Origin of the sequence: Cohnella sp. AR92 (assembly GCF_003990975.1) — a bacterium.
Classification (GTDB): domain Bacteria; phylum Bacillota; class Bacilli; order Paenibacillales; family Paenibacillaceae; genus Cohnella.
Genome location: NZ_RZJR01000013.1, coordinates 91,175 through 115,162, shown reverse-complemented (window position 1 = coordinate 115,162; position 23,988 = coordinate 91,175). Strand labels below are relative to the sequence as shown.

The 23,988-nt window shown below is 56.4% G+C and carries 26 protein-coding genes; 16 read left to right on the top strand and 10 right to left on the bottom strand.

Annotated elements, in window-relative coordinates; genetic code table 11:
• Window positions 1–11 precede the first annotated feature (11 nt).
• Both ELR57_RS21435 and ELR57_RS21430 read left to right on the top strand, forming a co-directional pair.
• Window positions 12–536: a DUF3231 family protein gene (locus ELR57_RS21435; RefSeq protein ID WP_126961137.1), complete on the top strand. Its 525-nt coding sequence runs from the start codon at window positions 12–14 to the stop codon at window positions 534–536.
• 155 nt (window positions 537–691) lie between these two features.
• Entirely contained in the window at window positions 692–1,483 is a 792-nt protein-coding gene (locus tag ELR57_RS21430; protein ID WP_238162638.1) for a PadR family transcriptional regulator, read from the top strand.
• A 59-nt stretch (window positions 1,484–1,542) separates the two neighbouring features.
• Here ELR57_RS21430 and ELR57_RS21425 read toward each other — a convergent pair whose 3' ends face one another.
• The 6 genes from ELR57_RS21425 to ELR57_RS21400 all read right to left on the bottom strand — a co-directional run bounded on the left by ELR57_RS21425 (window position 1,543) and on the right by ELR57_RS21400 (window position 6,321).
• Entirely contained in the window at window positions 1,543–2,544 is a 1,002-nt protein-coding gene (locus tag ELR57_RS21425; RefSeq protein WP_126961200.1) for a HAMP domain-containing sensor histidine kinase, read from the bottom strand.
• Between the two features lie 109 nt (window positions 2,545–2,653).
• Complete coding sequence (locus ELR57_RS21420; protein WP_126961136.1) at window positions 2,654–3,340, bottom strand: response regulator transcription factor; 687 nt, start codon at window positions 3,338–3,340, stop codon at window positions 2,654–2,656.
• 26 nt (window positions 3,341–3,366) lie between these two features.
• On the bottom strand, window positions 3,367–3,933 hold the full coding sequence (locus ELR57_RS21415; RefSeq protein ID WP_126961135.1) for a class I SAM-dependent methyltransferase: 567 nt from the start codon (window positions 3,931–3,933) through the stop codon (window positions 3,367–3,369).
• A gap of 10 nt (window positions 3,934–3,943) precedes the next feature.
• Window positions 3,944–4,432, bottom strand: a complete 489-nt coding sequence (locus tag ELR57_RS21410; RefSeq protein ID WP_126961134.1) for a DedA family protein — start codon at window positions 4,430–4,432, stop codon at window positions 3,944–3,946.
• A 182-nt stretch (window positions 4,433–4,614) separates the two neighbouring features.
• The gene (locus ELR57_RS21405) at window positions 4,615–5,856 is read right to left on the bottom strand and encodes an MFS transporter (RefSeq protein ID WP_126961133.1); all 1,242 of its coding nucleotides are present in this window, start codon (window positions 5,854–5,856) and stop codon (window positions 4,615–4,617) included.
• A 9-nt stretch (window positions 5,857–5,865) separates the two neighbouring features.
• Window positions 5,866–6,321 (bottom strand): MerR family transcriptional regulator, encoded by a 456-nt coding sequence (locus ELR57_RS21400; protein WP_192896607.1) that lies wholly within the window; start codon window positions 6,319–6,321, stop codon window positions 5,866–5,868.
• A 234-nt stretch (window positions 6,322–6,555) separates the two neighbouring features.
• Between ELR57_RS21400 and ELR57_RS21395 the strand changes: the two genes are divergently transcribed.
• The 4 genes from ELR57_RS21395 (at window position 6,556) to ELR57_RS21380 (ending at window position 10,528) form a co-directional block, all read left to right on the top strand.
• Entirely contained in the window at window positions 6,556–7,380 is an 825-nt protein-coding gene (locus ELR57_RS21395; RefSeq protein WP_126961132.1) for a formate/nitrite transporter family protein, read from the top strand.
• Window positions 7,373–8,287, top strand: coding sequence for an L-lactate dehydrogenase (locus ELR57_RS21390; protein ID WP_370452328.1), 915 nt, complete (start codon window positions 7,373–7,375; stop codon window positions 8,285–8,287). The genes ELR57_RS21395 and ELR57_RS21390 overlap by 8 nt, the downstream gene beginning before the upstream one ends.
• Before the next feature lie 102 nt (window positions 8,288–8,389).
• Window positions 8,390–8,716: an ArsR/SmtB family transcription factor gene (locus ELR57_RS21385; RefSeq protein WP_126961130.1), complete on the top strand. Its 327-nt coding sequence runs from the start codon at window positions 8,390–8,392 to the stop codon at window positions 8,714–8,716.
• A gap of 102 nt (window positions 8,717–8,818) precedes the next feature.
• A complete protein-coding gene (locus ELR57_RS21380) occupies window positions 8,819–10,528 on the top strand; it encodes a SulP family inorganic anion transporter (RefSeq protein WP_126961129.1) in 1,710 nt (569 codons plus the stop codon).
• Between the two features lie 50 nt (window positions 10,529–10,578).
• Here ELR57_RS21380 and ELR57_RS21375 read toward each other — a convergent pair whose 3' ends face one another.
• Complete coding sequence (locus ELR57_RS21375) at window positions 10,579–11,343, bottom strand: SDR family NAD(P)-dependent oxidoreductase (RefSeq protein WP_126961128.1); 765 nt, start codon at window positions 11,341–11,343, stop codon at window positions 10,579–10,581.
• A gap of 155 nt (window positions 11,344–11,498) precedes the next feature.
• Between ELR57_RS21375 and ELR57_RS21370 the strand changes: the two genes are divergently transcribed.
• Window positions 11,499–12,092 (top strand): TetR/AcrR family transcriptional regulator, encoded by a 594-nt coding sequence (locus ELR57_RS21370; RefSeq protein WP_126961127.1) that lies wholly within the window; start codon window positions 11,499–11,501, stop codon window positions 12,090–12,092.
• Window positions 12,093–12,143: 51 nt separating this feature from the next.
• Here ELR57_RS21370 and ELR57_RS21365 read toward each other — a convergent pair whose 3' ends face one another.
• On the bottom strand, window positions 12,144–12,791 hold the full coding sequence (locus ELR57_RS21365; protein ID WP_126961126.1) for a TetR/AcrR family transcriptional regulator: 648 nt from the start codon (window positions 12,789–12,791) through the stop codon (window positions 12,144–12,146).
• A 243-nt stretch (window positions 12,792–13,034) separates the two neighbouring features.
• Here ELR57_RS21365 and ELR57_RS21360 point away from each other — a divergent pair, with 243 nt between their 5' ends.
• From ELR57_RS21360 to ELR57_RS21330, 7 genes are all read left to right on the top strand, one after another.
• Window positions 13,035–14,672, top strand: coding sequence for an FAD-binding protein (locus ELR57_RS21360; RefSeq protein WP_158630118.1), 1,638 nt, complete (start codon window positions 13,035–13,037; stop codon window positions 14,670–14,672).
• Between the two features lie 37 nt (window positions 14,673–14,709).
• On the top strand, window positions 14,710–15,165 hold the full coding sequence (locus tag ELR57_RS21355; protein WP_126961124.1) for an SRPBCC family protein: 456 nt from the start codon (window positions 14,710–14,712) through the stop codon (window positions 15,163–15,165).
• 36 nt (window positions 15,166–15,201) lie between these two features.
• Complete coding sequence (locus ELR57_RS21350) at window positions 15,202–15,963, top strand: SDR family NAD(P)-dependent oxidoreductase (RefSeq protein ID WP_126961123.1); 762 nt, start codon at window positions 15,202–15,204, stop codon at window positions 15,961–15,963.
• 99 nt (window positions 15,964–16,062) lie between these two features.
• A complete protein-coding gene (locus ELR57_RS21345; RefSeq protein ID WP_126961122.1) occupies window positions 16,063–16,446 on the top strand; it encodes a DUF302 domain-containing protein in 384 nt (127 codons plus the stop codon).
• 97 nt (window positions 16,447–16,543) lie between these two features.
• Window positions 16,544–17,113 (top strand): TetR/AcrR family transcriptional regulator, encoded by a 570-nt coding sequence (locus ELR57_RS21340; protein ID WP_126961121.1) that lies wholly within the window; start codon window positions 16,544–16,546, stop codon window positions 17,111–17,113.
• Between the two features lie 125 nt (window positions 17,114–17,238).
• On the top strand, window positions 17,239–18,360 hold the full coding sequence (locus tag ELR57_RS21335) for an ABC transporter permease (protein WP_126961120.1): 1,122 nt from the start codon (window positions 17,239–17,241) through the stop codon (window positions 18,358–18,360).
• Window positions 18,361–19,077 (top strand): ABC transporter ATP-binding protein, encoded by a 717-nt coding sequence (locus tag ELR57_RS21330; protein WP_126961119.1) that lies wholly within the window; start codon window positions 18,361–18,363, stop codon window positions 19,075–19,077.
• 93 nt (window positions 19,078–19,170) lie between these two features.
• Here the strand turns inward: ELR57_RS21330 and ELR57_RS21325 are convergent, their stop codons facing one another.
• Window positions 19,171–20,436: an MFS transporter gene (locus tag ELR57_RS21325; protein ID WP_126961118.1), complete on the bottom strand. Its 1,266-nt coding sequence runs from the start codon at window positions 20,434–20,436 to the stop codon at window positions 19,171–19,173.
• 154 nt (window positions 20,437–20,590) lie between these two features.
• Here ELR57_RS21325 and ELR57_RS21320 point away from each other — a divergent pair, with 154 nt between their 5' ends.
• Window positions 20,591–21,205, top strand: coding sequence for a TetR/AcrR family transcriptional regulator (locus ELR57_RS21320; protein WP_126961117.1), 615 nt, complete (start codon window positions 20,591–20,593; stop codon window positions 21,203–21,205).
• A 65-nt stretch (window positions 21,206–21,270) separates the two neighbouring features.
• Here the strand turns inward: ELR57_RS21320 and ELR57_RS21315 are convergent, their stop codons facing one another.
• On the bottom strand, window positions 21,271–22,581 hold the full coding sequence (locus tag ELR57_RS21315) for a GHKL domain-containing protein (protein ID WP_126961116.1): 1,311 nt from the start codon (window positions 22,579–22,581) through the stop codon (window positions 21,271–21,273).
• Window positions 22,582–22,758: 177 nt separating this feature from the next.
• Between ELR57_RS21315 and ELR57_RS21310 the strand changes: the two genes are divergently transcribed.
• A complete protein-coding gene (locus ELR57_RS21310) occupies window positions 22,759–23,949 on the top strand; it encodes a MalY/PatB family protein (RefSeq protein WP_126961115.1) in 1,191 nt (396 codons plus the stop codon).
• The last annotated feature ends 39 nt before the right edge of the window (window positions 23,950–23,988 follow it).

The following is a 23,988-nucleotide window of genomic DNA, read 5'->3' as shown; positions in this document are numbered from 1 at the left end:
GAGGAAAAACAATGGGCATTCTGAGCGGAAATCCCAAAGACGAGCCTTTGCATTATGGAGAAGCTTATGATTTATGGCAATTCTCCATGGCCGCCAAGGGCTGCGTGTCCGGTTACCGGGCGCTAAGTTACCATGCCGGGGATAAAGACTTAAAGAAAATCATTGGGGACGCTATCGATCAGGCGGAGTTGGAGGTGTCCGAATGCGACGAGATTCTCGTTCATAACGGAATCGTTCCCTCGCCTAACCTGCCGGCAAGGCCGGAAGCGAAGCTGGAGGAGATTCCCCCGGGCGCCCGATTCACCGATCCGGAGATCGCGCCGATGCTGGCGGCAGGTATGTCAGCCGGGCTCGTTATCTGCAGCCAGATCATGGGCAAGTGCATACGGGAAGACGTTGGCGCCCTGTTCGCCAAATACCATGCCACCAAAGCCGCAATCGGGCTGAAGATTCTTCGTCTTGCGAAGGAGAAAGGCTGGCTTATTCCGCCTCCGCTGCAGGTTCAAAGGCCCGAGCTGGCCGAGGCGCACAGGTAAATAATCGCCGGAACACCGGCTTACGGCCAATGTCCCCATGATTGCTTCCCATCATGGGGATATTTCCTTTCTCTTCCATCTTGACTCAATACGATATATCGTATTATATTGGAATCAGAACGATAACGATATATCGTATTGAGGGGCGATGGCACATGAGAATGCATCCACACGGCCGCAGGCCGCAGCATCCGGATTGGGAACGATACGGCGAGGGCGGAGGCTTCCGCCGCGAACAATTCTTCCGGCATTTCGACGGAGGAAGAGGCGAGGGGCGCGGAGGCTCCGGCGGACATGGACCCGGGCATGGACCCGGGCATGGACGCGGGCATGGACGCGGGTATGGTCACGGGGGCCGCGGAGGCCGCGGTTTCGAAAGAGGCTTCGGCGGCATGGAAGGGCGCGGCGAGGGCAAGAGATTCTTCATGCGTGGCGAATTCAAGTTCGCGCTGCTGGAGCTTCTGGCTTCCGCGCCGATGCACGGTTATCAGATGATCAAGGCGATGGAAGAGAAGACGGGCGGCTTGTACACGCCGAGCGCGGGCTCGATCTACCCGAACCTGCAGCTGCTCGAAGAGATGCAGCTGATCCGTTCTACCGAGGCGGACGGGAAGAAGCTGTACGAGATTACGGAAGAGGGCAAAGCGCATCTGCAAGAACGCGAGAAGGCTGCACCCGCACGTCCCGATGAGCGTTGGGACCGTCGTGGGCATCGTCCCGGTCCGGCGGGGGAAGTCGATAAGCGCGATCTGCGCCGGCTGGTCGTTCAGTGGCCGGAAACCGTCGGCTTGCTGGGCCACGCGGCCCGCGCCGTGCAAGAGAGCCCGGACGCCGAATCTTCCGCGAAGCTTCGAGAGATCGTGGAGAAGCTGCGGGAAGATCTCAAGCAAGCGCTGCGGCCCGATCATTCGGGAGACGGAACAGAGTCCGCGCCAACCGAAGAATAAGGAAGGGCAATAACATCGGACGAATCGAAACGTTAACCGCTATCGGCGGAAGCTCGGGACTAGGGCAAAGGTTCCGGGCTTCCGTCGTTCTGCAGCAAGGGAAGCTTTAACGTAAAAGCATAATGGCCATTCTCGTATTCAAGCGTTAGGCTCCCGTCCTGACGTTCGGCAAGCTGTCTCGCAATGGCAAGACCTAACCCGGCGCCCGATTGAAGATGGGAATGAAGCTCGATCTTTTCCGTCTTATAGAACCGATCGAACAGCTTGGCTTCCTGCTCTTCGGTAATCGGTTCTCCTTCGTTCCCTATGGTCAAATAAACGGACGTCTTGTCGGAAGTTAGCCGGATGTCGATGACTTTGGGATCGGTTGAATATTTAAGGGAATTCATCAGCAGGTTGTCTAATATCCGAGCGATTTGTTCAGGGTCAATATGGACGGCCGCCTTCTGAATCCCGATCTCCGATCGGACAACGGCATGATATTCTTCGGCAATGGGCACGAACTCGAATAGCACTTGCTCCAATAGTTCTCGCATGTCGGCTCGCTGCTTCGCGAATACCATATCTCCGGAAGTTAATCGAGTATAGGTAAGCAGATCGTCGATGAGCTTTTTTAACTGCTGAGCTTTGCTGAAAGCATTGTTGACGAAGCGATCGTATTCGTTCTCATCCGAATAGGAACGTTTGCGGAGCAAATCCAAGTAGCCGATCATGCTCGTCAGCGGAGTGCGAAGATCATGGGAAACCCCCGTAATGAGATTCATCTTGGATTCCTCCGTCTCTTTTTCCTTCCTTTTCTGCGCTGCGAGCTGTTCGGCCATTATGTTCATATTCCTGGCCAAGGTGCCTAGTTCGTCGTCGCGGCGGACGGGAACCCTATGCTCGAGATCGCCTTGAGAGATCATGCCGAGCCCATCGATAAGAACCGCAAAATAGGTCATGATACGCTTCGTTAGGAGATAGAAGAACAATAGAAAAACGAGGATGAAAACGACTAGCGAGCCGACAACCAACAAGGGAATGTATTCGGGCTTTCCTAAGGAGGTGGTCGAATCGAGCATTTTTCCGATAAACCAGATAATGTATACGCTAAGAATATAGGAGACCACAATGGTCAACACCGTAGCCCCGAGGAAAGAGTAACGAACGCTGCGTCTTAATCCGAGATGCTTAGTTATCGATTTTATAGCCAACCCCCCAGACCGTCTTGATATACTCCGGCTTCCTCGGGTTCAGCTCCAGCTTCTCCCGCAGATTCCGAATATGAACCATGACCGTATTGTCCGTATAGCCGGCCCGCTCTTTCCAGACCGATTCGTAGATCGCATCGGCGCTGAAGACTTGCCCGGGGCTAGCCGCAAGAAGGGATAGAATGGAGAACTCGAGCGGGGTCAGCGTGGCCTCTTGCCCGCGGATCGATACATAGTGCTTAGCCCTATCGATAAAGAGCTCTCGGATCGTTATCTGATGATGGGCGGTGCCTTTCTCTGCGAGCATCTTTTGCCGTCTTAACTGCGCTTTTACGCGAGCGATCAACTCCATGGGGTTGAACGGCTTCGTGATATAATCGTCCGCGCCTGTCGATAATCCCATGATCTTATCCAGATCCCCCTCTTTCGCGGAGAGCATGATAATGGGGACGGAATAGCTCTGGCGGATCTGCATGCAGGCTTTAATGCCGTCCATTCGCGGCATCATGACATCCAAGACGATCAGGTCCACTTCGCGTTGGGCAAGCACGCCGAGCGCTTCCACGCCGTCGCTGGCCTCCAGAACGGAATGCCCTTCATTCCGCAGGTAAACTTGGATAACATCTCTTATTTCCGGATCGTCATCCACAACGAGAATTACGCTCAATGCATTTCCCCCCTCGAATGAAGAATTTAATCGCTGCCTCTTTTCCTACAAACATAAACAAACGCAGGGGGGAAATTCAAGGGGACCGCGGAGATTCTCTCCATCTCGAAGTGCTCCGACAGGAGCTTTCTCATTTGCAAAGAGTATTGAAAGGCAATCAGTTTGCCTCCCGGCTTCAGCGCCGCTTTGCACTGCTCGATCAATTGAAGACGCATGGTCGGGGAGAAGTTATAGAAGGGCAGTCCGCTAAAAATATAATCGACTTCTTGTACGTTGTGCTTCTTCAGCTCGGCAACGAGTCTCAACGCATTGCTCTCCCGAATGAACTGGGGAAAATCCCGTTGAAGCCGCTCGCCCATCTCTTCCTCTTTCTCGAAAAGGATCACCTTGCTTCCCGGCTTTGCTCGTTCGGCGATGACGCGCGTGATCGCCCCCGTTCCGGCTCCGATCTCCACGATCTGTTCAGCTTGCTCCCAATTCGCCGATCTAACCATGCGGTTAGCCAAGAAACGCGAGCTGGGCATGACGCTTCCGACATACTTGGGGTTATGAATGAATTTGCGGAAGAAAAGCAGGGAATGGTTGCGAGACATCGGATCCACCTCATTCGAATAGTTTCATGATTGGCTGCCCGCACGCGCAGCCGACGCCGTATAGAGTTCCGATCCATACGACGGCGCTGGGGTAAGAAACGAGGAGCATTCGCTTAAAGGGAACTCCGTTCAGTCCGGCTAGCACAGTAACGAAGTAGCGAACGAGCGGGAGTAAATAGCCGAGGGACAAGGCCGTCCCGTTGTGTTTCGCGTAGAATCGCTCCGCTTTCCGATAGCCTTCGAAACGGCGTATGCCTCGGAGCAAACCGTATTTTCCGGCTAATCTGCCGGTCCAGTACCCTGCCGTAACCGCGGACGTCATGCCCAGCAGGATGACAGAGAACGTATAGAAAGGGTGCAGCAGCCCTTGGGCGGTCATCATTCCGGCGGCGATCAGCGTCACCTCGCTCGGAACGGGAATGCCGAAGGGCCCCAAACAGAAAGCCAAAAACAGCACGACGTAGCCGTAGTGGCTTATCAGCGACATCATTTGATCCATGCCTGTTCTCCTTCCGCACGATTTACTCTTCTAAGAGCAAGATCAGTTTAAGAAAAAGATCTTAGTTCCTTCCCGAGAACTTTCTGAAGAAATTCTGAAGATTCGGCTCCGAAAAAAAAGAAAAAAAGAACTCGCCTCCTGTTGAAGGCAAGTTCTTCTCATTTGGTTGGCTGCTTTAACAATTAATGCCCGCCTGCATGGTCGACATGCTTGATGTGACGGTGATTCATCAGGATAAAGATAACGGATACGATGACGAATCCGGCCCCGACATAGAAAGGAACGTGCGGGTTATACCACTCGGCAAGCTTGCCGGCGAAGTATGGCGCGATCGCGCCGCCGATAAAGCGGAGGAAGCTGTAAGCGGCGGAGGCGGTGGAACGCTCGACAGGAGCGGCGTTCATGACACCGGTCGTAATGAGCGTATTGTTGTTGCCGAGCAGGGCCCCCGCGAAGATAACGCTGGCGACAATGACCCATTGGGTATCGGTCCAGATCGCCATCGCGAGCAGCGTCAATCCGAACAGCGTCAGCATCGTCGCCATGGATTTAACGGTGCCGAAACGGCGCTGCAGCCACGGGGCCATGAAAACGGAGGTGATCGCCAATAGAATGCCCCAGCACAGGAACACGTAGCCAAGCTGATGAATGCCCAAGCCCATGACGAAAGGCGCATAAGCCATGAGGGTAAAGAATCCGAAGTTATAAAAGCAAGCGGTAAGTCCGAACACGACAAGCGAGCGGTAACGCAGGGCCCGGAACGGGTCCAACAGCGACGTTTTCTTCGCGGGAGCGGAGCTGCTCGGCGTTCCGGCCGCCTTAGGCAAGAGCGTAGTAATCGCGGCGAAAGCGATGACCATCAAGCAGGCGACGCCGATGAACGGACCTCTCCAGGAGATCGAGCCGAGCTCTCCGCCAACGAGCGGGCCTACCGAGATGCCGAGGCCTACCGCGGCTTCGTACAGGATAATGGAGCGGGCGACGCCCCCTTTGGAGAGCGAGACGATCGCCGTCAGCGCGGTAGCCACGAAGAACGCGTTGCCGAGTCCCCAGCCGGCGCGCAGGCCGACGAGAGTCCAGATGTTATCCGACAAGCCGCCGAGCAGCGAGAAGATCGCGATAATGACGACGCCGAGGAGCAGCGTGCGTTTGATGCCGATCCGAGTCGTTACCGTGCCGGTAATGAGCATGGCGACGGCCATGACGGCATTGTAGCTGGTGAACAAGAGGCTGACCTGGCTTGGCGTGGCCTCCAGCTTGGCCGCGATCTCCTTAAGGATCGGATCGACAAGCCCGATCCCCATGAAGGCGATGATGCCGGCGAAGAATACCGCCCATACCGCCCGCGGCTGGTTCAATAGACTGCTCTTTGCGCTTTTGGTCGTTGCCGCGCTTGACGGCGAGGGTTTGGTTGACGGTTCCACGGGTTTCGATCACTCCTGATTGGCTAGATTATGTTGGGTTCGTTGTTTGATTTCGCCGATCCTGACCAACATCTGATGGGCTTCGGATCGGACCTTCTTCATTCTCTCCAGCTTCTGATCGATCATCTCGATCTGGCTGGCGACCAATCGCTCCACGCTTTCCAGCCTCCGAAGCTTCTCCGCTTGATCGTCGAGCTGCTTCAACGAGTCGCGATGGCTGCTGAAATCCTCCAGCAACGCGACATACTGCTGCAATTCCTGGAGCGAGAAGCCGAGAACGTCGCGTGCGTTGATGAGCTTATTCAGGCGCTCGATGTGATCGTCCGTGTACAAACGAAACCCGCCTTCGCTTCGATGAGGCGGGGGGATAAGCCCTAGCTCTTCGTAATATCGCAGCGTCCGTTTGGTTAAACCGACCTTCTTCGCAACCTGCTCGATTTTATAGATGACCAGCCCTTCTTTCATTCTAGGATATTGCTTCGCAAATAGGATATCGATAAATAGCTTATCAATAAGATATCAGTCAATAAGTAAAATACCACCTCCTATCGCTTACGTCAACGTTAACTTTTCCGCCGAGTCTATGATTTTTGTCACAGATCAATCGCCGAATGTCCATTTATAGTAAAATGATCATGATATTTCATGCGAGAACGTACGAATGAGAATGAATTCTCTATTTAAAGAAGGGGGAAGGCCGTGGAAGTCGCCGCTCTGCAGAAAGTCGAACAGCTCGCCTTGAAGAAGCTCAAGGTATACAAGAGGAGCCGTCTCCGGTATCTCGCGCGTTCCGCGCTGGCCAGCATGTTCATCGGGTTCGGGGTTATCGTCGCCTTCAAGACGGGCAGCTTCTTCTACGGGGAGCACTCCCCGCTCACCTATCCGATGGCGGCCATTACGTTCGGCGCGGCCATCATCCTGATCACGTACGGGGGAGGAGACCTGTTCACCGGCAACACCTTCTACTACACCTATGCGGCCCTCCGGCGCAAGATCGAGTGGCCGACCGTTCTGAAGCTTTGGCTTTATACGTACATAGGCAACATAATCGGGGCCGCCTTCTTCGCCTTCATGATCTACACGACGGGCTTGTTCGCGGAATCGTCGGTCAACGGGTTCCTGCTCAGCGTGGTGGACAAGAAGATGAACCTTCCGATGCTCGAGCTGTTTTTCCGCGCCATTCTCTGTAATTGGCTCGTCTGCCTGGCTTTCTTTGTCCCGATGTCCCTCAAAGGCGACGGGGCCAAGATGTTCGCGATGATCCTGTTCGTCTTCTGCTTCTTTATCTCGGGTTACGAGCATAGCATCGCCAACATGTGCACGTTCGCGATCGCGCTGGTGCTGCATCATCCGGGGACGATCTCGATGGGCGGCGTGCTGCACAATCTCATTCCGGTCACCCTGGGGAATATCATCGGGGGCGCGCTGCTGATGGGCTTTATGTATTATTACGTGAACAAACCTTATCTGGACGAACTGGATGCTTCCAACCCCTATCCTGCGGAGGTCGATGCGAATGAATAAGACGAAGATCGTGATAATCGGAGTGGGGGCCGTCGGAGCGACGACCGCCTATACGCTGCTGCTGAGAGAGCGCGCGGACGAGATCGTGCTGATCGACGCCAATCAGGGCAAGGCGCGAGGCGACGCGATCGACATGAACCACGGCCTGCCTTTTCTCGGCAAGACGAAGGTGTGGGCGGGGAGCTACGAGGATTGCCGCGGCGCCAACCTGATCATCATTACGGCGGGGGCGGCCCAGAAACCGGGCGAATCGAGAATCGACCTGCTGAAGAGAAACATCTCCATCTTCGAGAGCATTACGACGGAGGTGTTCAAGTACAATCAAGACGGCATTCTGCTGATCGCTTCGAATCCGGTCGACATTATGAGTTACTTCACGTGGAAAAAGTCGCAGTGGCCCGTTCACCGCATTATCGGCTCGGGGACTCTGCTCGACAGCGCGCGGTTCCGGTACTTGATCGGAGAGGAGCTCGGCATCGACCCGCGCAGCGTTCACGCCCACATTATCGGCGAGCACGGAGACTCCGAGCTGCCGGTGTGGAGCCTCGCCAACATAGCCGGGACGCGCATTCCGTTCGACGAAGAGCAGAAGGACCGCATCTTCCGCAGCACGAGGGACGCCGCCTATGAGATCATCACGGCTAAGGGAGCCACGTACTACGCGATCGCGCTTGCGCTCGATCGGATCTGCACCGCGATTCTTCGCGATGAAGGAGCGGTGCTGAACGTATCGACCCTCCTGCAGGACTATCACGGCGTCTCGGACGTTTACCTGGGCGTCCCTTGCGTCGTCGACCGCACCGGCGTCCGCGAGGTGCTGAAGCTGCAGATCTCGGAAGACGAGAAGACGCTGCTTCATCAGTCGGCCGAGAAGTTGAAGGGCCTTATCAATTCGATCGAAGTGTAGGAGTTCTTGCTTCATTGACGTTCGAGCTGGACTTCCGTGCCTTCTCCTTCCCGATTGTGTTATTCTTGTTAGAGATGACAACCAAGGTTGGGGAGGGCACTTATGATTCAGGAGGTCCAACAATTCAAAGCCGATTTCTTCAAAGCGTTGGCGCATCCTCTCCGGATTCGTATCCTCGAGCTTCTATCGGAAGGCGACAAGACGGTGAACGAGATTCAGACGCTGCTCGGAAGCGAAGGCTCGGCGGTGTCCCAGCAGTTGGCCATTCTTCGCGGCAAGAACGTTGTTTATGGAACCAAGGAAGGAACCTCTGTCATATACTCGTTAAGAGACCCGTTGATCAAGGAGCTTCTGAAGGTAGCCAGGCAGATCTTCGACAATCACCTGGTCAACGCCATTTCCCTGCTGGAGAACATGAAAAAGCAATAGTTTCGGCATGTTCTCTGGAAGGGGACATTGACGCTCTTTATATTTGGATATATGATGATATAAATATTCAAATAATCAGAGATTTGAAGGTGTATACTCACCATGGGATTCAGAGGCAGATTCGAAGGATACGATGGCCGATCCTTGCGAAGGGATCTCCTGTCCGGCCTGGTCGTGGGCATCGTCGCCATTCCTCTTGGAATGGCGTTTGCTATCGCTTCGGGCGTTAAGCCCGAGTACGGTCTGTACACGGTTATCGTCGCGGGGATACTGGTCTCCTTGTTCGGGGGCTCCAAGTTCCAGATCGGAGGACCGACAGGAGCGTTCGTGCCGATTCTGCTCGCAATTGTCCTTCAATACGGCTACGAGAAGCTGCTTATCGCCGGTTTCCTGGCGGGCGTCATTCTCGTTCTGATGGGGATATTCCGGCTGGGCGGAGTGATCAAATACATTCCCCGACCGATTACGATAGGATTCACGGCGGGCATTGCAGTGACGATATTCGCCGGCCAGATCACTAACTTCCTCGGTCTGCGCGATCTTCCGAAGCATAAGGCTTTCTTGGCTAACATGCGAGAGATTGCGACCCATTTGAACGCGATTAGCGGTTACAGCTTCGCGACTGCGGTCATCGGATTGTCCTCGCTCCTTCTATGCACCCGCTATCTTCCCAAGATCCCCGCCTCGCTGGTCGGCTTGCTGCTCGCGACCGCCTCGGCTTCCCTTTTCTATCCGGATCAAGTCGCGACAATCGGCTCGACGTACGGAGACATTGCCAACCGTCTTCCCGGGCTCCGTCTTCCCGACTTGTCTATCGACGCCATGATTCCGCTCCTTAAGCCTGCCCTGATTATCGCCCTTCTGGGAGGGATCGAGTCGCTTCTCTCGGCGGTCGTCGCCGACGGCATGACCGGAACGCGCCATAACAGCAATAGGGAGCTGATCGGCCAAGGCATCGCGAACATGGTCACGCCGTTGTTCGGCGGCATCCCGGCGACCGGAGCGATCGCCCGCACGGCGACGAATATCAAGAACGGAGCGGCTTCTCCTCTGTCCGGGGTAATCCACGGGATCGTCGTTCTGCTCGTTCTGTTTCTTTTCGCTCCCTATGCCTCGAGAATTCCGTTGGCGGCTATGGCGCCGATTCTGATGGTCGTCGCCTGGAACATGAGCGAGCGGAGAGAGTTCCTTCATATCCTTAAAGCGCGGAGCGCGGAGTCGTTCGTTATGGTCGTCACCTTCCTGCTGACGGTCTTCGTCAATCTCACGACGGCGGTCGAAGTCGGCCTTCTGCTGTCGGCGGCGATCTTCATCAAGAAGATGAGCGGACAGCTTGTGACCGAGAAGGTGCTGCCGGACCCGGCCGACAAGGGGGAGAAGGTGTCCGCCCAAGCTGTCGGAGAGCGGCGCAATTGCCCTCAGATCAGCATCTATACGGTAGAAGGGGCGTTATTCTTCGGGGTGGCGGACCTGTTCGAGAAGTCCATCATGAAGGAGATCCATTACGAGCCTAGGGTGCTCATTCTTCGGATGAGCTACGTTCCGTATATCGATTCCACGGCCGAAGCTTACCTGGCCAGCATCGTTAAACATTTCCGAAGTCATGGTGGCATCGTTCTCGTCTCCGAGCTGAAGGAAGGGCCGCGTCAAGCGTTGGCGGAGCTGATCGGACGGGAACACTTCTTCGACCGGACGGGCGACGCCATCGGGTTCGCTCTTACCAAGCTGAACCCGACGCGATGCCTGGGCTGCAGGCACTTCGCTTTCCGCGAATGCGGAGCGCTGTCCGAAGGCCTCGCAAGCGGAGAGTAATACAGAAGGCGCAGGATCGAATCCTGCGCCTTCTGTATGTTCCTAATATCTTAGCGAGCCGTCCATGCGCCGTCGACCGTGATCACGTCGCCGTTGATGAACTTGGATTCATCGGAGGCCAGGAACAGCGCGGCGTTCGCGATGTCTTCCGCTTCTCCTCCGTTGAATGGGCCAAGGTCGCCGAAGGTGACCGCGCCTAGCGGATCCAGCGTGCCTAGATTCGCGGTCATGCCGGTCGCGATGGAGCCCGGAGCGATGACGTTCGCGCGGATCTTGCCGTTCTCGCGGCCGTAGAAGGCGGCGATGTTCTTGGTCAGGCCGATGGAGGCATGCTTCGACATCGTGTATGCCGCGCCGCCGCGAGCGCCCAGGTAGCCGGCGATGGAAGCGACGTTCACGATCGTGCCGCCGGTTTCTTGCTCGTTGAATACCTTGATTGCCGTGCGGCAAGCGAAGAATTGGCCGTTCAGGTTGACGCCCATGACGCGGTTGAACAGCTCGGTCGACGTGTTCTCGACGGAAGACATCGCGTCGAAGATGCCCGCGATGTTCGCCAGCACGTCCAGTTGACCGTACTCGTCAAGCGCCTTCTTAATCATAGCGTCAACGTCGGCTTCCTTGGAGACGTCCGTCTCGATGGCAACGGCCGTGCCTCCTGCCGCCTTGATTTGTTCGAGCGTATCGTTCATCGACGCTTCGTTGAATTCCGCGAGGACGACCTTAGCGCCTTCCTTAGCGAACAGGATGGCCGTTGCGCGTCCCATGCCGGATCCCGCGCCCGTGACGACGGCTACTTTTCCTTTCAATCTTGCCATGAGATATCCCTGCTTTCTTCTATGATGGTCTCGCAAGCGGTTCTATTATAGGCACTTAACGGACATGCTTTGAATATGCAATAATGAGAGAAACGTACGTTACTTTACAATTCAGAGGGAATTGTGCAATAAAAGTTCGGCGAAGGAGAGTTGGCATGGCGGTTCCATACCCGGATCGGCGCGTGAGAAAAACCAAAGAGATTCTCAAGAGCTCCTTGTTGGCGTTGATGCGGGAGAAGAGCTTCCATCAGATCAGCATAACTGAGCTCGTGAACCATGCGGATTGCACCAGGGGAACGTTCTACGCGCATTACGAGCAACGGGAAGATTTGCTGGACGAGATGATCGAGGAGATGTTCGAGCGGATGACGGAGGCTTATCGGAAGCCTTACGTCGGCCTGTCGGTCGTCGACTTTAACGAGCTGCCGGGCAGCTCCATCGTTCTGTTCGATCATTTTATCGAGAATCGGATCTTCTATACGACCTTGCTCGACCCGCGAACGAACTACAACTTCAGGGAGACGCTGACAAGAAGAATGGAAAAGCTGTTTCGGGAAGAATTCGACTTCATCGTGACGGAGCGGGACGCGCATATCGATACGAGGCTGTTCAGCACTTACCGGATTCACGGCATTATCGGCTTGATTCTGGAATGGATCGACAGCGGCTTCGAGCATAGCGCCGCTTATATGGGGCAGCAGCTTGTCGAGATCTTGAAATTCAATACGCCTCGGATATTCGTCAAATAACGAGAAACGGCACCGCAAGGGACAGGGAATCCTTGCCGTGCCGTTTTTTATTCATTTCCCCCCGCGCATATACGAGAGGAAGATCTCCTTAAGCACGTCAATCTGCCGCTCGGGCGGGAAGTCCTGCCGGGCTACGGGGATATGGCTGAGCAGGGTGAGCTTCCTGGAGAAAATGCCGTATACGTTCATGATCGTCGTCAGCGTCTCCGGGATCGGGAGATCCGACCTCACGCTGCCATCCCGCACACCCTCTTCGACAATGGAGGCGAACACGCGCGAGATCTCCTGGTATACGGTATCATACGCTTCGATGTCTTCGAACGGCTCCGGCAGATGCGCGACATAGCTCTCGAAGTTCTCGAGGAGCTTGACCTGCTCAGGATGCTCCAGATAGGCGAAATTATCGAATAGAAGCTCCATCTTGCTCAAGCAGGAGACGGGTTTCTCGGCGATCTCGCGGAAGCCGTGCAGCACTTGCTCCATTTTGCGCGTGGCGACGGCCAGGATAAGCTTGTCCTTCTTCGAGAAGAAACGGAATACCGTGGCGATGCCGACGTTCGCTGCGGTCGCGATATCCTGCATCGTCGTTTTCTCGATTCCCTTGTTCGTGAACACCTGCTCGGCTGCGTCGAGAATCGTCCGTTCCCGGCTCTCTTTGCCCGCCAGGCGCTCGTTCTCGTACCTCGTCTTTGGATCCATTCGGCAATGCCTCTCATTTCATGCGAGATTTCTATTATTCGTATTATAGCCTTTCGCTACTTGATGTAACAACCAAATTGCAAGAATGATAAACTTCTGATATGATGTTTATCGCAGTGATAGTCACACTATCATAATCCATCTTGACGAAGTTTCGCAATTTTTTTGACTGCTCAAGATAGCGCTTTCATGATGGGTGTGGCGATCGCCGACATACTCTCATCGGAATGGAGATGTTCCAAGATGCCAGCTAAGAAGCCAGCCCAGTGGGATCGCGAAGTCGACGTGGTCGTCCTAGGAACCGGCGGCGCGGCGCTTGCGGCGGCCGTTACGGCCAGCGTTCAAGGCGCGGAAGTGCTCGTGTTGGAGAAGACCGCTCAGATCGGCGGAACGACGGCGTTCTCGGGGGGAATCCCGTGGATTGCCATGAACCGCTACATGCTAGAAGGGGGAATCGAGGATTCCCGCGAGGAAGCCTTGACGTATATCCGCAGGCTGACCGGCGGCAAGGAACCGGACCCGGCGCTCGTTGAAGTGTTCGTGGACCAAGGCCACCGGATGATCGATTTCCTTCATGAGAATACGCCGCTTCGGTTCTCGCCGCCGCTAGGTTATCCATCCTACTACGGTTACCTGGACGGAGCGAAGAGCGGCCGATCCCTGGATCCGGTCCCATACAATCTTAACGAGCTTGGAGAATGGGGCAGCAAGATTCGCCAGAACCCGATCTTCCCGCCGCTGACGCTGGAAGAAGGAGGAGCCGTCGGCGGAGTCGACTTCGGCAAGATCGCCGAGCGCATGGAGAACAACATCGTCACGATGGGCCGCGCGCTTATCGCGCCAATGTTCAAGACACTGCTGGATCGCGGAGTGGAGACGTTGATCGAAACTCCGGGCAAGGAGCTCGTCTTGGACGACGAAGGCTCGGTCATCGGCGTCGTTGCGGAGCAGGGGGACAAGAAGATCTACATCGGCGCGAGAAAAGGAGTCATTCTGGCATCCGGCGGCTTCGAGTGGAACCAAGAGCTCGTGAAGACGTTCCTGAAGGGCCAGATCACTCACCCGCTTTCCCCGGCCGGCAACGACGGCGACGGCCTGATCATGGCGATGGAAGCGGGAGCCGCTCTCGGCAACATGAGCGAAGCTTGGTGGTACCCGACGATGCAGGACCCGACCTTCGAATACGAAGACCGCGTCATGAATCAGCTGGGCGGCGGCCGCATGGGCCCGAACAGCATCGTCGTCAACCGTCACGGCAAGCGCTTCGTGCATGAAGGCACCACTTACAACGATATGCCGAAGGCGTTCTACCAGTACGATCCGGTCGCGCTGGAATGGCCGAACGAGCCTCCGGTATGGATGATCTTCGACCAGCAGCTCAAAGACAGCCAGATGATCATCACGATGATGCCGGGCGAAGACACCCCGGATTGGGTTGATCGCGCGGACAGCATTCGCGAGCTGGCGGAGAAGATCGGCGTCGATCCGGACGGCCTGGAGGCAACCGTTCAACGCTGGAACGAGAACTCGGCCAAGGGCATCGATCCCGACTTCAACCGCGGCACGACGTTCTTCGAGAACCTCCCGGGCGGAGGCGGCAGCCCGGCGGCGAACATCGGCCCGATCACCCAGGCGCCGTTCTACGCGCTGCCGATCTACTTCGGAGCGCTCGGCACGAACGGCGGTCCGCGCATCAATGCGGACGGCCAAGTCATCAGCCTGCGCGGCAAGCCGATCGACGGCCTGTACGCTGCCGGCAACGCGGCCATGGGCGTCCTCGGGCAAACCTACGTAAGCGCGGGCGGAACGATCGGCCCGGCTATGACGTTCGGCTACCTGGCAGGTCTCGCTGCGGCTAAATCCGAAGCGAAAAACATCTAATCGATCCTCAAACAACAAGAAAAGGAAGTGCGCAGCAATGCCAAACGGATCTCATATCATGGAACTGCCCGTACCTATCGGGCGCATCTGGAATTTTGTCAGCGACATGGATAAGTGGGCTCCGCTTGTTCCAGGCTACATCGAACATGAAATCATCAATGACCGCCAATCGACCTGGTCGTTCAAGGGCGATCTTGGCTTCATGAAGAAGACCGTCAAGCTGAAGATCGACATCACGGAATGGATCGAGCCGACGAAGGTTTCCTTTAACCTGACCGGCCTGTCCGACAACTTCGCGGGCGGCGGATACTTCGAGGCGGAAGCGATCGGCGACGACCGCACGCGCATGACAGGCCATCTCGACATCACCGCCAAAGGCGCCATGGGACCGATGGTCAACGCGATCCTGAAGAACTTCGTACCGAAGACGGCTCAGGAGCTGACGGAAGCAGTCGGCGGCAAGATCGCGGAGATCGAGGGAGTACAAGCCTAACAATCGGAAGCCGATCGGCGTTAAGGAGGCAAGAGAATGGGAAGATTGCAGGATAAAGTAGCCGTCATTACGGGAAGCGGCTCGGGAATCGGCAAGGACATTGCGCTCACTTACGGCAGGGAAGGCGCGAAGATCGTCGTCGCCGACTTCGATAAGAAGGGCATGGACCAGACGGTAGCGGAACTGAAGGAACGCGGAGTCGAAGTCTTGGGCGTTCAAGTGGACGTTACGAAGGAAGAGGACATCTCCCGAATGTTCGAGCAGGCGCTGGCTGCTTTCGGCACGGTCGATATTCTCGTCAACAACGCGGGAACGGTTGACCGCATGCAAGCGGCGGCGAATGTCGAGGACGAGGTCTGGAACCGCGTCATGGATATCAACGTGACGAGCGTCATGCGCGGGATCCGGAAGGCGCTGCCGATCTTCCTGGAGAAAGGGCACGGAACGATCGTCAACATGGCTTCCATCTCCGGCTTGACCGGCGGGCGCGGCGGCTTGGCCTATACGGCTTCCAAGCATGCCGTCGTCGGCATGACGAAGAACGTGGCATCGCAATACGGGCCGCAGAACATTCGCTGCAATGCGATCGGGCCCGCTTTTATTCCGACGCCTCTCACGTTGAACATGTCCAATGCGGATGCGTTCGGCACGGAGATCGCGACGCGCGGCGTCGGCCTGATGCCGCGTCCGGGGACAACCCAGGAGATCGCCAACATCGCGCTGTTCCTGGCGTCCGACGAATCCTCCTACATGAACGGCGTGACGGTCGCGGCCGACTCCGGTTGGAGCGCTTATTAACGCAATAGCTTAATCGATCTAGGCCCGCCGATTTATCGGCGGGTCGTATTTTTATTCTTCGGCAGGGCAAGGCTACTTCACGAGAAGGAGGAGAAACGAATGTTTCATTATACGGTGGAGACTAACAAGACGCCCGAGCAGGCGATAGACGCGGTCACGGGGTATCTCATGGCGGAGAAGTTCGGCGTCCTGTGGCAATTGGACATGAGAGGGAAACTGCGCGAGAAAGGCGTGGATTTCGATATGCCTTACTACATCCTCGAAGTGTGCAACCCGGTCGAAGCGAAGAGGGTTCTATCCGCAAGTCCGCTTGTCGGCTATTTCCTTCCCTGCAAGATCGCCGTCTACGAGGAAGCGGGCAAGACCAAGGTCGGAATGGCGAAGCCGACGGCCCTGATCGGATTGGCCGACGATGGCGATCTGGCGTCCGTCGCCTCCGACATCGAGCAGCGTCTAATCGCGTGCTTGGACAAGAGCGTCTGATGGAATTCGCGTCGTTCCCGGCGTTCTCCCTTGCGTCTTACCCCCATGGCCTAAATTTGTTACACTAGGGAGAGGGTTAGCAGAGCGGGAGGACGACATGGGACGCCGAAAAAACTTCACGGAATCGGAATTGCTCGACGCGACGAAAAAGCTGCTTCTGGATCACGGGTACGACGGTTTCCATCTGAAGCTGCTGTCGGAGCACGTGCCGGGAGCGCGAAGCACCATCTATCAATATTACTCGAACAAAGAAGAGATCGTCGCCGCCTGCATGAAGCGGGTGATGGCTCAGATGATCCTCCGGTCGTCCGAGGTCGATGAGACCGACGCGATGGAGGCTCTTCGTCATATTCTGCTCATCTACGCGGAAGAATCGGATTTCCATCGGCTGCTGGGCGACCTGCACAAGATCAACACGGCGAATTCCGCGGCGGCGGCACGGGATCTGGATTACGTCGAGCAGGGGCACGTCACGCTGAAGCGGCAGCTGATGGGCTTGTTCGACCGAGCGTGCGCGGAAGGAAAGCTGAGGCGGGACGTTCCGCTTCCGGCGCTGATCGGCGTGTTCTTCGGCTTGATCAACGTGCCGAATGCGATGAAGCTGCCCTCCGACGAGTGGAGCAAGGTGCTGTTCGATATGTGGCTTAACGGAGCGGGGCAGAAATAAGGCGAGTCGCTCATTTTAATTGACACAAGTGTCGGGAATCGGGTTATAATAGAGTTGTTTCTGGAACCGAACAGGAACGCGTCATAATTGACACATCTGTCAGAAAAGAAGGGGAGAGAAGCAGCATGTATCTGGCCATCAAGGAGATTCTCAGGAATCGCTCCAGGTTCCTCATGATCGGCATTATTTTTGTCCTTATCGCTTGGCTCGTCTTTATCTTGTCCGGACTCGGCAACGGGCTGCAGACGCTTGCGGCGTCGACGCTTAAGAACATGCGCGCCGATTACGTCGTCTTCGAGCAAGGCTCCAAGTCGTCCATGAGCAAGTCGCTGTTGTCCGCGGATGCCATGAAAGCCGTCTCCGAGCAGGAGGGCGTTCGGGCCGTCTCGCCGCTTGGCAATTCGATGGGGACCGCCCTTCAAGGGGATGGCAGCTCCAGCGAAGACAAGCTGGATATCGCGATCATGGGCATCGAGGCGGGAAGCTTCCTCGAGCCGTCGGTCATCGAGGGAAAGGGGCTGTCGAAGGACCTTCTTACCGGGGCGATCGTCAACAAGTCGATGAAGGAAGAGGGCTTCAAGCTGGGCGATACGTTCCGGCTGGACGGCACGACCGAGTCGCTGACGATCGTGGGCTTCGTCGAGAACGAGACCTATAACCACGTCGCTTCGGTGTTCGTTCCGATCGAAGAGTGGAGACGAATCGCCTTCGCCGCGCCGGGCGCCGACAAGGGACTTCACGATCCGGTCAACGCTCTGATGATTCAAGGCAAGGGCGCGTCCGTCAAAGCGATCGACGCCAAGCTCGGGAACGCGGAGACCGTTACCCGCGCCGCGGCGGTCCAGGGCATGCCGGGCTTCAAGGAAGAGAGCGCGTCGATCACGATGATGCAGGCGTTCCTGCTCGTCATCTCCGCCTTCATGCTGGGCGTGTTCTTCTACGTGTTCACCATGCAGAAGAGCCATCAATTCGGCGTCATGAAAGCGATCGGGTCCGGGAATGCCTTCCTGGGACGAGCTGTCGTCTCGCAAGTCCTCGTCATCTCCGTCGTGAGCATCCTCATCGGGGCCGGCCTGACCTACTTGGTAGCAACGGTGCTGCCGAAGGCGATGCCGTTCCTGCTGGATACGAAGCTGGTCATTATCTATTCGTTCGTCCTGCTGGCGATCGCTTTGCTTAGCTCGCTCGTCTCCGTTCGGAGAATCACGAAGATCGATCCGCTTCATGCGCTTGGGAGGGTGGAATAAATGGAACAAGGACTTCAATTGATCGACGTCTCCAAGACCTATAACGAAGGAAGCAACCGCACCGTCGCCCTGGATCGGGTCTCGCTCGAGGTGAGGCCCGGCGAATTCGTCGCCGTTATCGGCCCCTCCGGCTCCGGCAAGAGCACCTTCCTCTCCATCGCGGGAGCGCTGCTGCAAGCTTCCGAAGGGGAAGTCCGGATCAGCGGACAGAAGCTCTCGAAGGCCTCCGAGAAGGAGCTGTCCCGCATCCGGCTGCGCGAAGTCGGCTTCATGATGCAATCGTCGAACCTCGTTCCGTATCTGAACGTCGTCGAGCAGCTTCTCATCATCAAGCGAATGGGCGGCCGAGTCGCGAAGGAAGACAAGGTCTATGCCTTGCAGCTACTGGAAGAGCTCGGACTTGGGGCGAAGCGCAAGAGCTATCCCGAGGAGCTGTCCGGGGGAGAGAAGCAGCGCGTCGCCATCGCCCGCGCCTTCATGAACGACCCCAAGCTCATTCTGGCGGACGAACCGACGGCTAGCCTCGATACGAAGCGCGCTCACGAGGTGGTAGGCCTGATCGCGAAGGAAGTCAAGTCCCGCAACAAGGCGGCGATCATGGTAACGCATGACGAACGGATGCTGGCCTACGTCGATAAAGTGTACCGGATGGAGGACGGCAAGCTGTATCCGGCCGCGGCTTCCGCAGCCTCAGCTGCTGCTGCCTCCTCGGTTTAAACGGAAGTCACGGCTGCTCGGCGATCCGAACGGTCCGAACGGTCGAAGAGGCTGTCACCCGACAGCCTCTTCTTTTTGTTCCTGCCCTGCCGTTCAGCCTTGCGCGGCATGCGAATCGACCGCATAGCGATTCTTAGCCTTGCGATGGAAGTCTCGCTTGCGAGAGAGAAACAAAGCGAGGTAACCGAGCGCGGCAAGGCCGCTGATGAGAATGTCCAGGCCGATCAGGGCTTGGTAATCGCCGAAGCGGTCGAAGGCGAGTCCGCCGACGAGGGAGCCGAGGATGCCGCCCCCTTGATGGAAGAGAAGCAGCCATCCGGTCTGCTGGCCCTTGCCTTGCAACATTTCCTTGATGACCAGCAGGCCTCCGGGGATGGCGCTCAAATAAGTCAGGCCGAACAGGACGGCGAAGGAGACGGGGGACCACGACAGGTGCATGAAAAGAAGGATGAAGCCTGCGATCCTTACCCCGTACAGGAGAGACATGAGCGCCAGCTTGTCGGATCGGTCGAGCCAGTACCCCATGACGAGCGAGCCTACGATCTCCATCGCGCCAAGGACGCTCATGGATAACGCGATCCGCTCCGGGGAAACCTTCGCCGCTTGATGAATGGCGACGAGATTCATCTCGACCGTCCCCATATTGAACCCGCAGGCGAACAACGCGAACGCCACGACGATAAACACGGGCAGCAGCTTGACGGTTGTTCCGGTTGACGCGGCAGCGAGCGACGGTTGAACCGCCGTTGAGCTGGAGGATGCCGACTTCCCGCCCGCCGAGCCGGCTTCCTTGATGCCGAACAAAATAACGGGAATGGTGACGAGGATGCCGAGCACGAAGGAGGCAAGGAACGCGTCCCTCCAGGTCAAGGAGCTCGCGGAGACGAAGACCGGCGTCGTTATGGCCAGTCCCAGCGAGGAGGCGCTGGCGAGCAGACCGGTCGCTTTGGCCCGGTGATGCCGGAACCAAGCGAAGAGGAGCAGGTACGTGGCGGACGATCCGATGCCGGCGAATCCCGAGATGACGCCGTATCCGACGAAGAAGAAGAGATCCTGATGCCCGCCGAAGGTGACTATGCCTGTTCCTACCGTTCCTAAGATCGCCCCGAGGAGCATGACCTTCTTCGGGCCGTACCGATCCGCTAGCCACCCTCCAAGGGGGGCGCACAGAGCCGCAATGAATAATTGCGTGGACCAAGCGGCGGAGATGAACCCGCGGCTGACCCCCAAATCTTCCGAGATCTGAACTTGAAAAAAAGCCATGCTGAAGCGCATCAACGCACCGATAAATCCGACTAACCAGAGAGAGCCCAGTCCCAGCCAAGCATAGCCGGGCTCCCGCAGCCAAGTTCTTTTCATGTTCCGCCCCCTTAAGACGAAAGATTCAATTCGCTTCAAAATAAGATACCGATCGGTATTTTTTAATGTAGCACAGGAATCGGGATACGAAAAGGTATTTTTTATCTGGTATAATCGAGTGGAGACCAATCGAGCGAACCAAGGAGGAACGGCCATGTCCAAGGGGGAGAACACCCGCAAGCATATTATCGCGAAATCCGCCGAGCTGTTTAACCAGAAAGGTTACGCGGCTTCCTCCTTGTCGGATATAACGGAGGCAACGGGGATCAAGAAAGGCGGCATCTACCGCTATTTCGGCAGCAAGGACGAGATTGCGCTCGAAGCTTACCAGCATGCGGGCAGCGTCGTCGGCCATGCCATCCGGGAGGCTCATGACCGGGAAACGACGGCGATGGGCAAGCTGCTGGTTTTTCTCCGCGTGTACGAGAACGTCGTGGAGGCTCCTCCCTTTGTCGGGGGCTGCCCACTGCTTAATCTCGCGACCGAGAGCGACGACGGTCATCCGGTCCTGCGGGAGAGAGCCCATAGCGGGCTTGAATCCACCTTGGGCTCCATGAAGAGCATTATCCTGGAGGGCATTCAGTCGGGGGAATTCAAGGCCGATCTTGATGCGGATGCCTTGGCGACGTTCACTTTATCCGTCATGGAAGGCGGAATCATGATCAGCAAGCTGGACGGCGACAACCGGCACGTGCGGATGAATATCGAGAGCTTGAAGGCATACCTGGAATCCGTGTGCTTAAGCGAAGCGGGAAAGCGAGATAAATAGAGAGAAACGAGGAAAAGAGGCTGTCGTCGACAGCCTCTTTTTGCCGTTTGCTAGGGGATTGGCGCTCAAATTCGAATTTCGATCCGGACCCTCTCGTTCTCGTACTCGAGACGAATCTCGCCCTCGTATTTATCGACCGTGCTCTGGACGATCGGAAGTCCGTTGCCTCTCGTCTCGTCTTCGTTCGGCTTGGTCGTATAGCCGAGCTGGAACAGATTCCGCTGCGCCTTGGAGGTTAAGACGGCCGGGTTCTCGACCGCGAACCGATAGGAATCGCCGATCGCTCGGCAGATGACGCGGATACGCTTCGGCTGTTCGCCTTTATAGGACTCGACAGCTTCGATGGCGTTGTCCAGCAGATTGGTGAAGATCTTGACCAGGTCCATCGAGCGCACCCGATCGAACTCGTCCGGATCCGTCTCCAGTTCAAGCTCGATATTCTTGGAATACGCGAGCTCCCACTTGCTCTGCAGCAGGACCATGAGGACCGGGTTCTTGATTCGCATGGACAAATCCAAGGTTCGGGATTCCACCGACAGCTGCTTGATGTATTCGTTCGCCTTGTCGTATCTCTGCATGTGCAGCAGGCCGTTCAACACCTGGAAGTGGTTTAGCAGATCATGGCGGCTTGACTTGATGGAGTTCATGACCTTGCCCATCTCGGAGATGTATACGATCTCGGATTCGCGCAAGTCGTTCGTCAGCTTTCTCCGGTACCACTTATGCAGGAAAAGAATAGCGGTCAGAATCAAGACGGCATAAAGGATATCCAGTCCGAAGACGCCCCAGATGCTATTGACGACTTCTTGTCCGATCGAGTTGAATTCGCTGGCGTCGATATCGATGCCGATTACTCCCAGCAGCGTTCCGGAATCATCGTAGAACGGAGCGCCTACAGAGAAATAAGCTCCGTGCGTACGGTCGTGGATGACATCGGTATAATAAACGTTCCCGTTCTTGGCTTGGCGAACCTGCTCGGAAGGGACGGTACACGGGGCCAGCATAGGCAGCTCGTCGACACCGGCAGGGACCGACGCGACAATGGCTTTGGCCACGTCCGTCTCGTCCAACAGCAGCGTATAGACATAGAGAGCGTTGATTCGGCTTCGATACTCGCTCAAGTACTGCCGGATCGCCTGGCTGTTGCTGTCTTGCTTCTTCTCCGCCAGTACCTTGCCGTACGTTTCCGTATCGATCCCTCGCGCGATATTCTCGGCAATGGCGATGTATTGCTTGGCAAGGGAGATTTGGGAGGCCTTGTTCGTGGCATAGTAGGACATCAGCACTTTAAGGGTAATAAGGATGCTTAAGATGAAGACGGAGACCACGAAGAAAATGCCCAATTTTCTCCTATGCTTCGGGTTTAGCCATGTCATTATGCATTTTCCTCTTGGGATGATAAAGGTAACAAACAACATTCCTTATTCTAACAAGGGAATAGAATATAGGGAATAGCGGAGCCCTCTTGTTCCGGCAATCGGATACCTGATATCCTTATAGAAGAACTCTATTAGTCGAGAGACGACGATCAGCGAGCAAGGGAGCGGGGATTTATGAAATATAACTTCGACGAGTCTGTCAATAGAAGAGGAACTTATTCGATCAAGTGGGACGGCGGGGATATGCTGAAGAAGTACGGCTTAACGGAACGTTACGACGAAGAAACGATTCCGTTGTTTACGGCGGACATGGACCTGCCGGTGCCGCAGCCTGTCGTCGACGCGCTTCGCCGGACGGTCGATCACCGCATCTTCGGCTATTCGCTGGCGCCTGACGAATATTACGAAGCAATCCGGGGTTGGTTCAAGCGGCGCCACGATTGGGACATTCGCCGGGAGGAGATCGTGTACAGCGCGGGTACGGTGCACGCGATCAACGTGGCGGTACGCGCCTACACGCAGCCGGGAGACGGCGTGATCATCCAGCGGCCCGTGTATCCCCCGTTCACGATGGCGGTCGAGAAGAACGGACGGACGGTCGTCAACAACGCTCTGGCGCGGGGAGAAGACGGCCGCTACGAGATCGATTTCGACGACTTCGAAGCGAAGGCGCAGGACGAGAAGACAACAATGTTCATTCTGTGCAATCCTCATAACCCGACGGGGCGCATCTTCAAGGAAGACGAGCTCAAGCGTCTAGCGGACATCTGCGGCCGGAACGGCGTGCTGATCGTCGCGGATGAGATCCATGGGGACCTTGTCCGCCGCGACCAGACGTTCGTGCCGATCGCGAAAGTGGCGGACAGCGATACGAAGATCGTCACCTGTACCGCGATCAACAAGACTTTCAACGTCGCCGGGTTCCACTGCACGAACCTCGTGATCCCGGATCCGGAGCTGAGACGCCGGTTCACGGAAGAGCAAGGCTCGGCGCCGGCGACCCCGTTCACGTACGCTGCCCTTATCGCGGCCTACAACGAAGGCGAAGAATGGCTGGAGCAGCTGAAGGAATACATCGACGGCACGCTTGAGTACGTCTTGAATTTCTTGAGCGAGAGAATGCCGAAGGTCAAAGCGGTCATGCCGGAGGGCACCTACATCCTGTGGATGGACTTCAGCGGCTACGGAATTTCTCCGGAGGAGGTTCACGACCGGATCTATAACCGCGCGAACGTCATCCTCGAGGACGGCAAAAGGTTCGGAGAAGAAGGACGCGAATTCCAGAGAATTTGCATTCCGTCCCCGCGCCCGCTCATTCGGGAGGCGTTGGAGAGAATCGCCCGCGAGTTCGCGGATTTGGCTTAACGCTTGACGCTCGCTATAGACAGCTCCTGTTAATGGGTT

Excerpts from the sequence above, each read along its gene's own strand:
- ELR57_RS21435 (WP_126961137.1), top strand. The coding sequence starts at position 12 with ATGGGCATTCTGAGCGGAAATCCCAAAGACGAGCCTTTGCATTATGGA.
- ELR57_RS21430 (WP_238162638.1), top strand. The coding sequence starts at position 692 with ATGAGAATGCATCCACACGGCCGCAGGCCGCAGCATCCGGATTGGGAA.
- ELR57_RS21425 (WP_126961200.1), bottom strand. The coding sequence starts at position 2,544 with ATGCTCGATTCGACCACCTCCTTAGGAAAGCCCGAATACATTCCCTTG.
- ELR57_RS21415 (WP_126961135.1), bottom strand. The coding sequence starts at position 3,933 with ATGTCTCGCAACCATTCCCTGCTTTTCTTCCGCAAATTCATTCATAAC.
- ELR57_RS21410 (WP_126961134.1), bottom strand. The coding sequence starts at position 4,432 with ATGGATCAAATGATGTCGCTGATAAGCCACTACGGCTACGTCGTGCTG.
- ELR57_RS21400 (WP_192896607.1), bottom strand. The coding sequence starts at position 6,321 with ATGAAAGAAGGGCTGGTCATCTATAAAATCGAGCAGGTTGCGAAGAAG.
- ELR57_RS21390 (WP_370452328.1), top strand. The coding sequence starts at position 7,373 with ATGAATAAGACGAAGATCGTGATAATCGGAGTGGGGGCCGTCGGAGCG.
- ELR57_RS21385 (WP_126961130.1), top strand. The coding sequence starts at position 8,390 with ATGATTCAGGAGGTCCAACAATTCAAAGCCGATTTCTTCAAAGCGTTG.
- ELR57_RS21380 (WP_126961129.1), top strand. The coding sequence starts at position 8,819 with ATGGGATTCAGAGGCAGATTCGAAGGATACGATGGCCGATCCTTGCGA.
- ELR57_RS21375 (WP_126961128.1), bottom strand. The coding sequence starts at position 11,343 with ATGGCAAGATTGAAAGGAAAAGTAGCCGTCGTCACGGGCGCGGGATCC.
- ELR57_RS21370 (WP_126961127.1), top strand. The coding sequence starts at position 11,499 with ATGGCGGTTCCATACCCGGATCGGCGCGTGAGAAAAACCAAAGAGATT.
- ELR57_RS21365 (WP_126961126.1), bottom strand. The coding sequence starts at position 12,791 with ATGGATCCAAAGACGAGGTACGAGAACGAGCGCCTGGCGGGCAAAGAG.
- ELR57_RS21360 (WP_158630118.1), top strand. The coding sequence starts at position 13,035 with ATGCCAGCTAAGAAGCCAGCCCAGTGGGATCGCGAAGTCGACGTGGTC.
- ELR57_RS21355 (WP_126961124.1), top strand. The coding sequence starts at position 14,710 with ATGCCAAACGGATCTCATATCATGGAACTGCCCGTACCTATCGGGCGC.
- ELR57_RS21350 (WP_126961123.1), top strand. The coding sequence starts at position 15,202 with ATGGGAAGATTGCAGGATAAAGTAGCCGTCATTACGGGAAGCGGCTCG.
- ELR57_RS21345 (WP_126961122.1), top strand. The coding sequence starts at position 16,063 with ATGTTTCATTATACGGTGGAGACTAACAAGACGCCCGAGCAGGCGATA.
- ELR57_RS21340 (WP_126961121.1), top strand. The coding sequence starts at position 16,544 with ATGGGACGCCGAAAAAACTTCACGGAATCGGAATTGCTCGACGCGACG.
- ELR57_RS21335 (WP_126961120.1), top strand. The coding sequence starts at position 17,239 with ATGTATCTGGCCATCAAGGAGATTCTCAGGAATCGCTCCAGGTTCCTC.
- ELR57_RS21330 (WP_126961119.1), top strand. The coding sequence starts at position 18,361 with ATGGAACAAGGACTTCAATTGATCGACGTCTCCAAGACCTATAACGAA.
- ELR57_RS21325 (WP_126961118.1), bottom strand. The coding sequence starts at position 20,436 with ATGAAAAGAACTTGGCTGCGGGAGCCCGGCTATGCTTGGCTGGGACTG.
- ELR57_RS21320 (WP_126961117.1), top strand. The coding sequence starts at position 20,591 with ATGTCCAAGGGGGAGAACACCCGCAAGCATATTATCGCGAAATCCGCC.
- ELR57_RS21315 (WP_126961116.1), bottom strand. The coding sequence starts at position 22,581 with ATGACATGGCTAAACCCGAAGCATAGGAGAAAATTGGGCATTTTCTTC.
- ELR57_RS21310 (WP_126961115.1), top strand. The coding sequence starts at position 22,759 with ATGAAATATAACTTCGACGAGTCTGTCAATAGAAGAGGAACTTATTCG.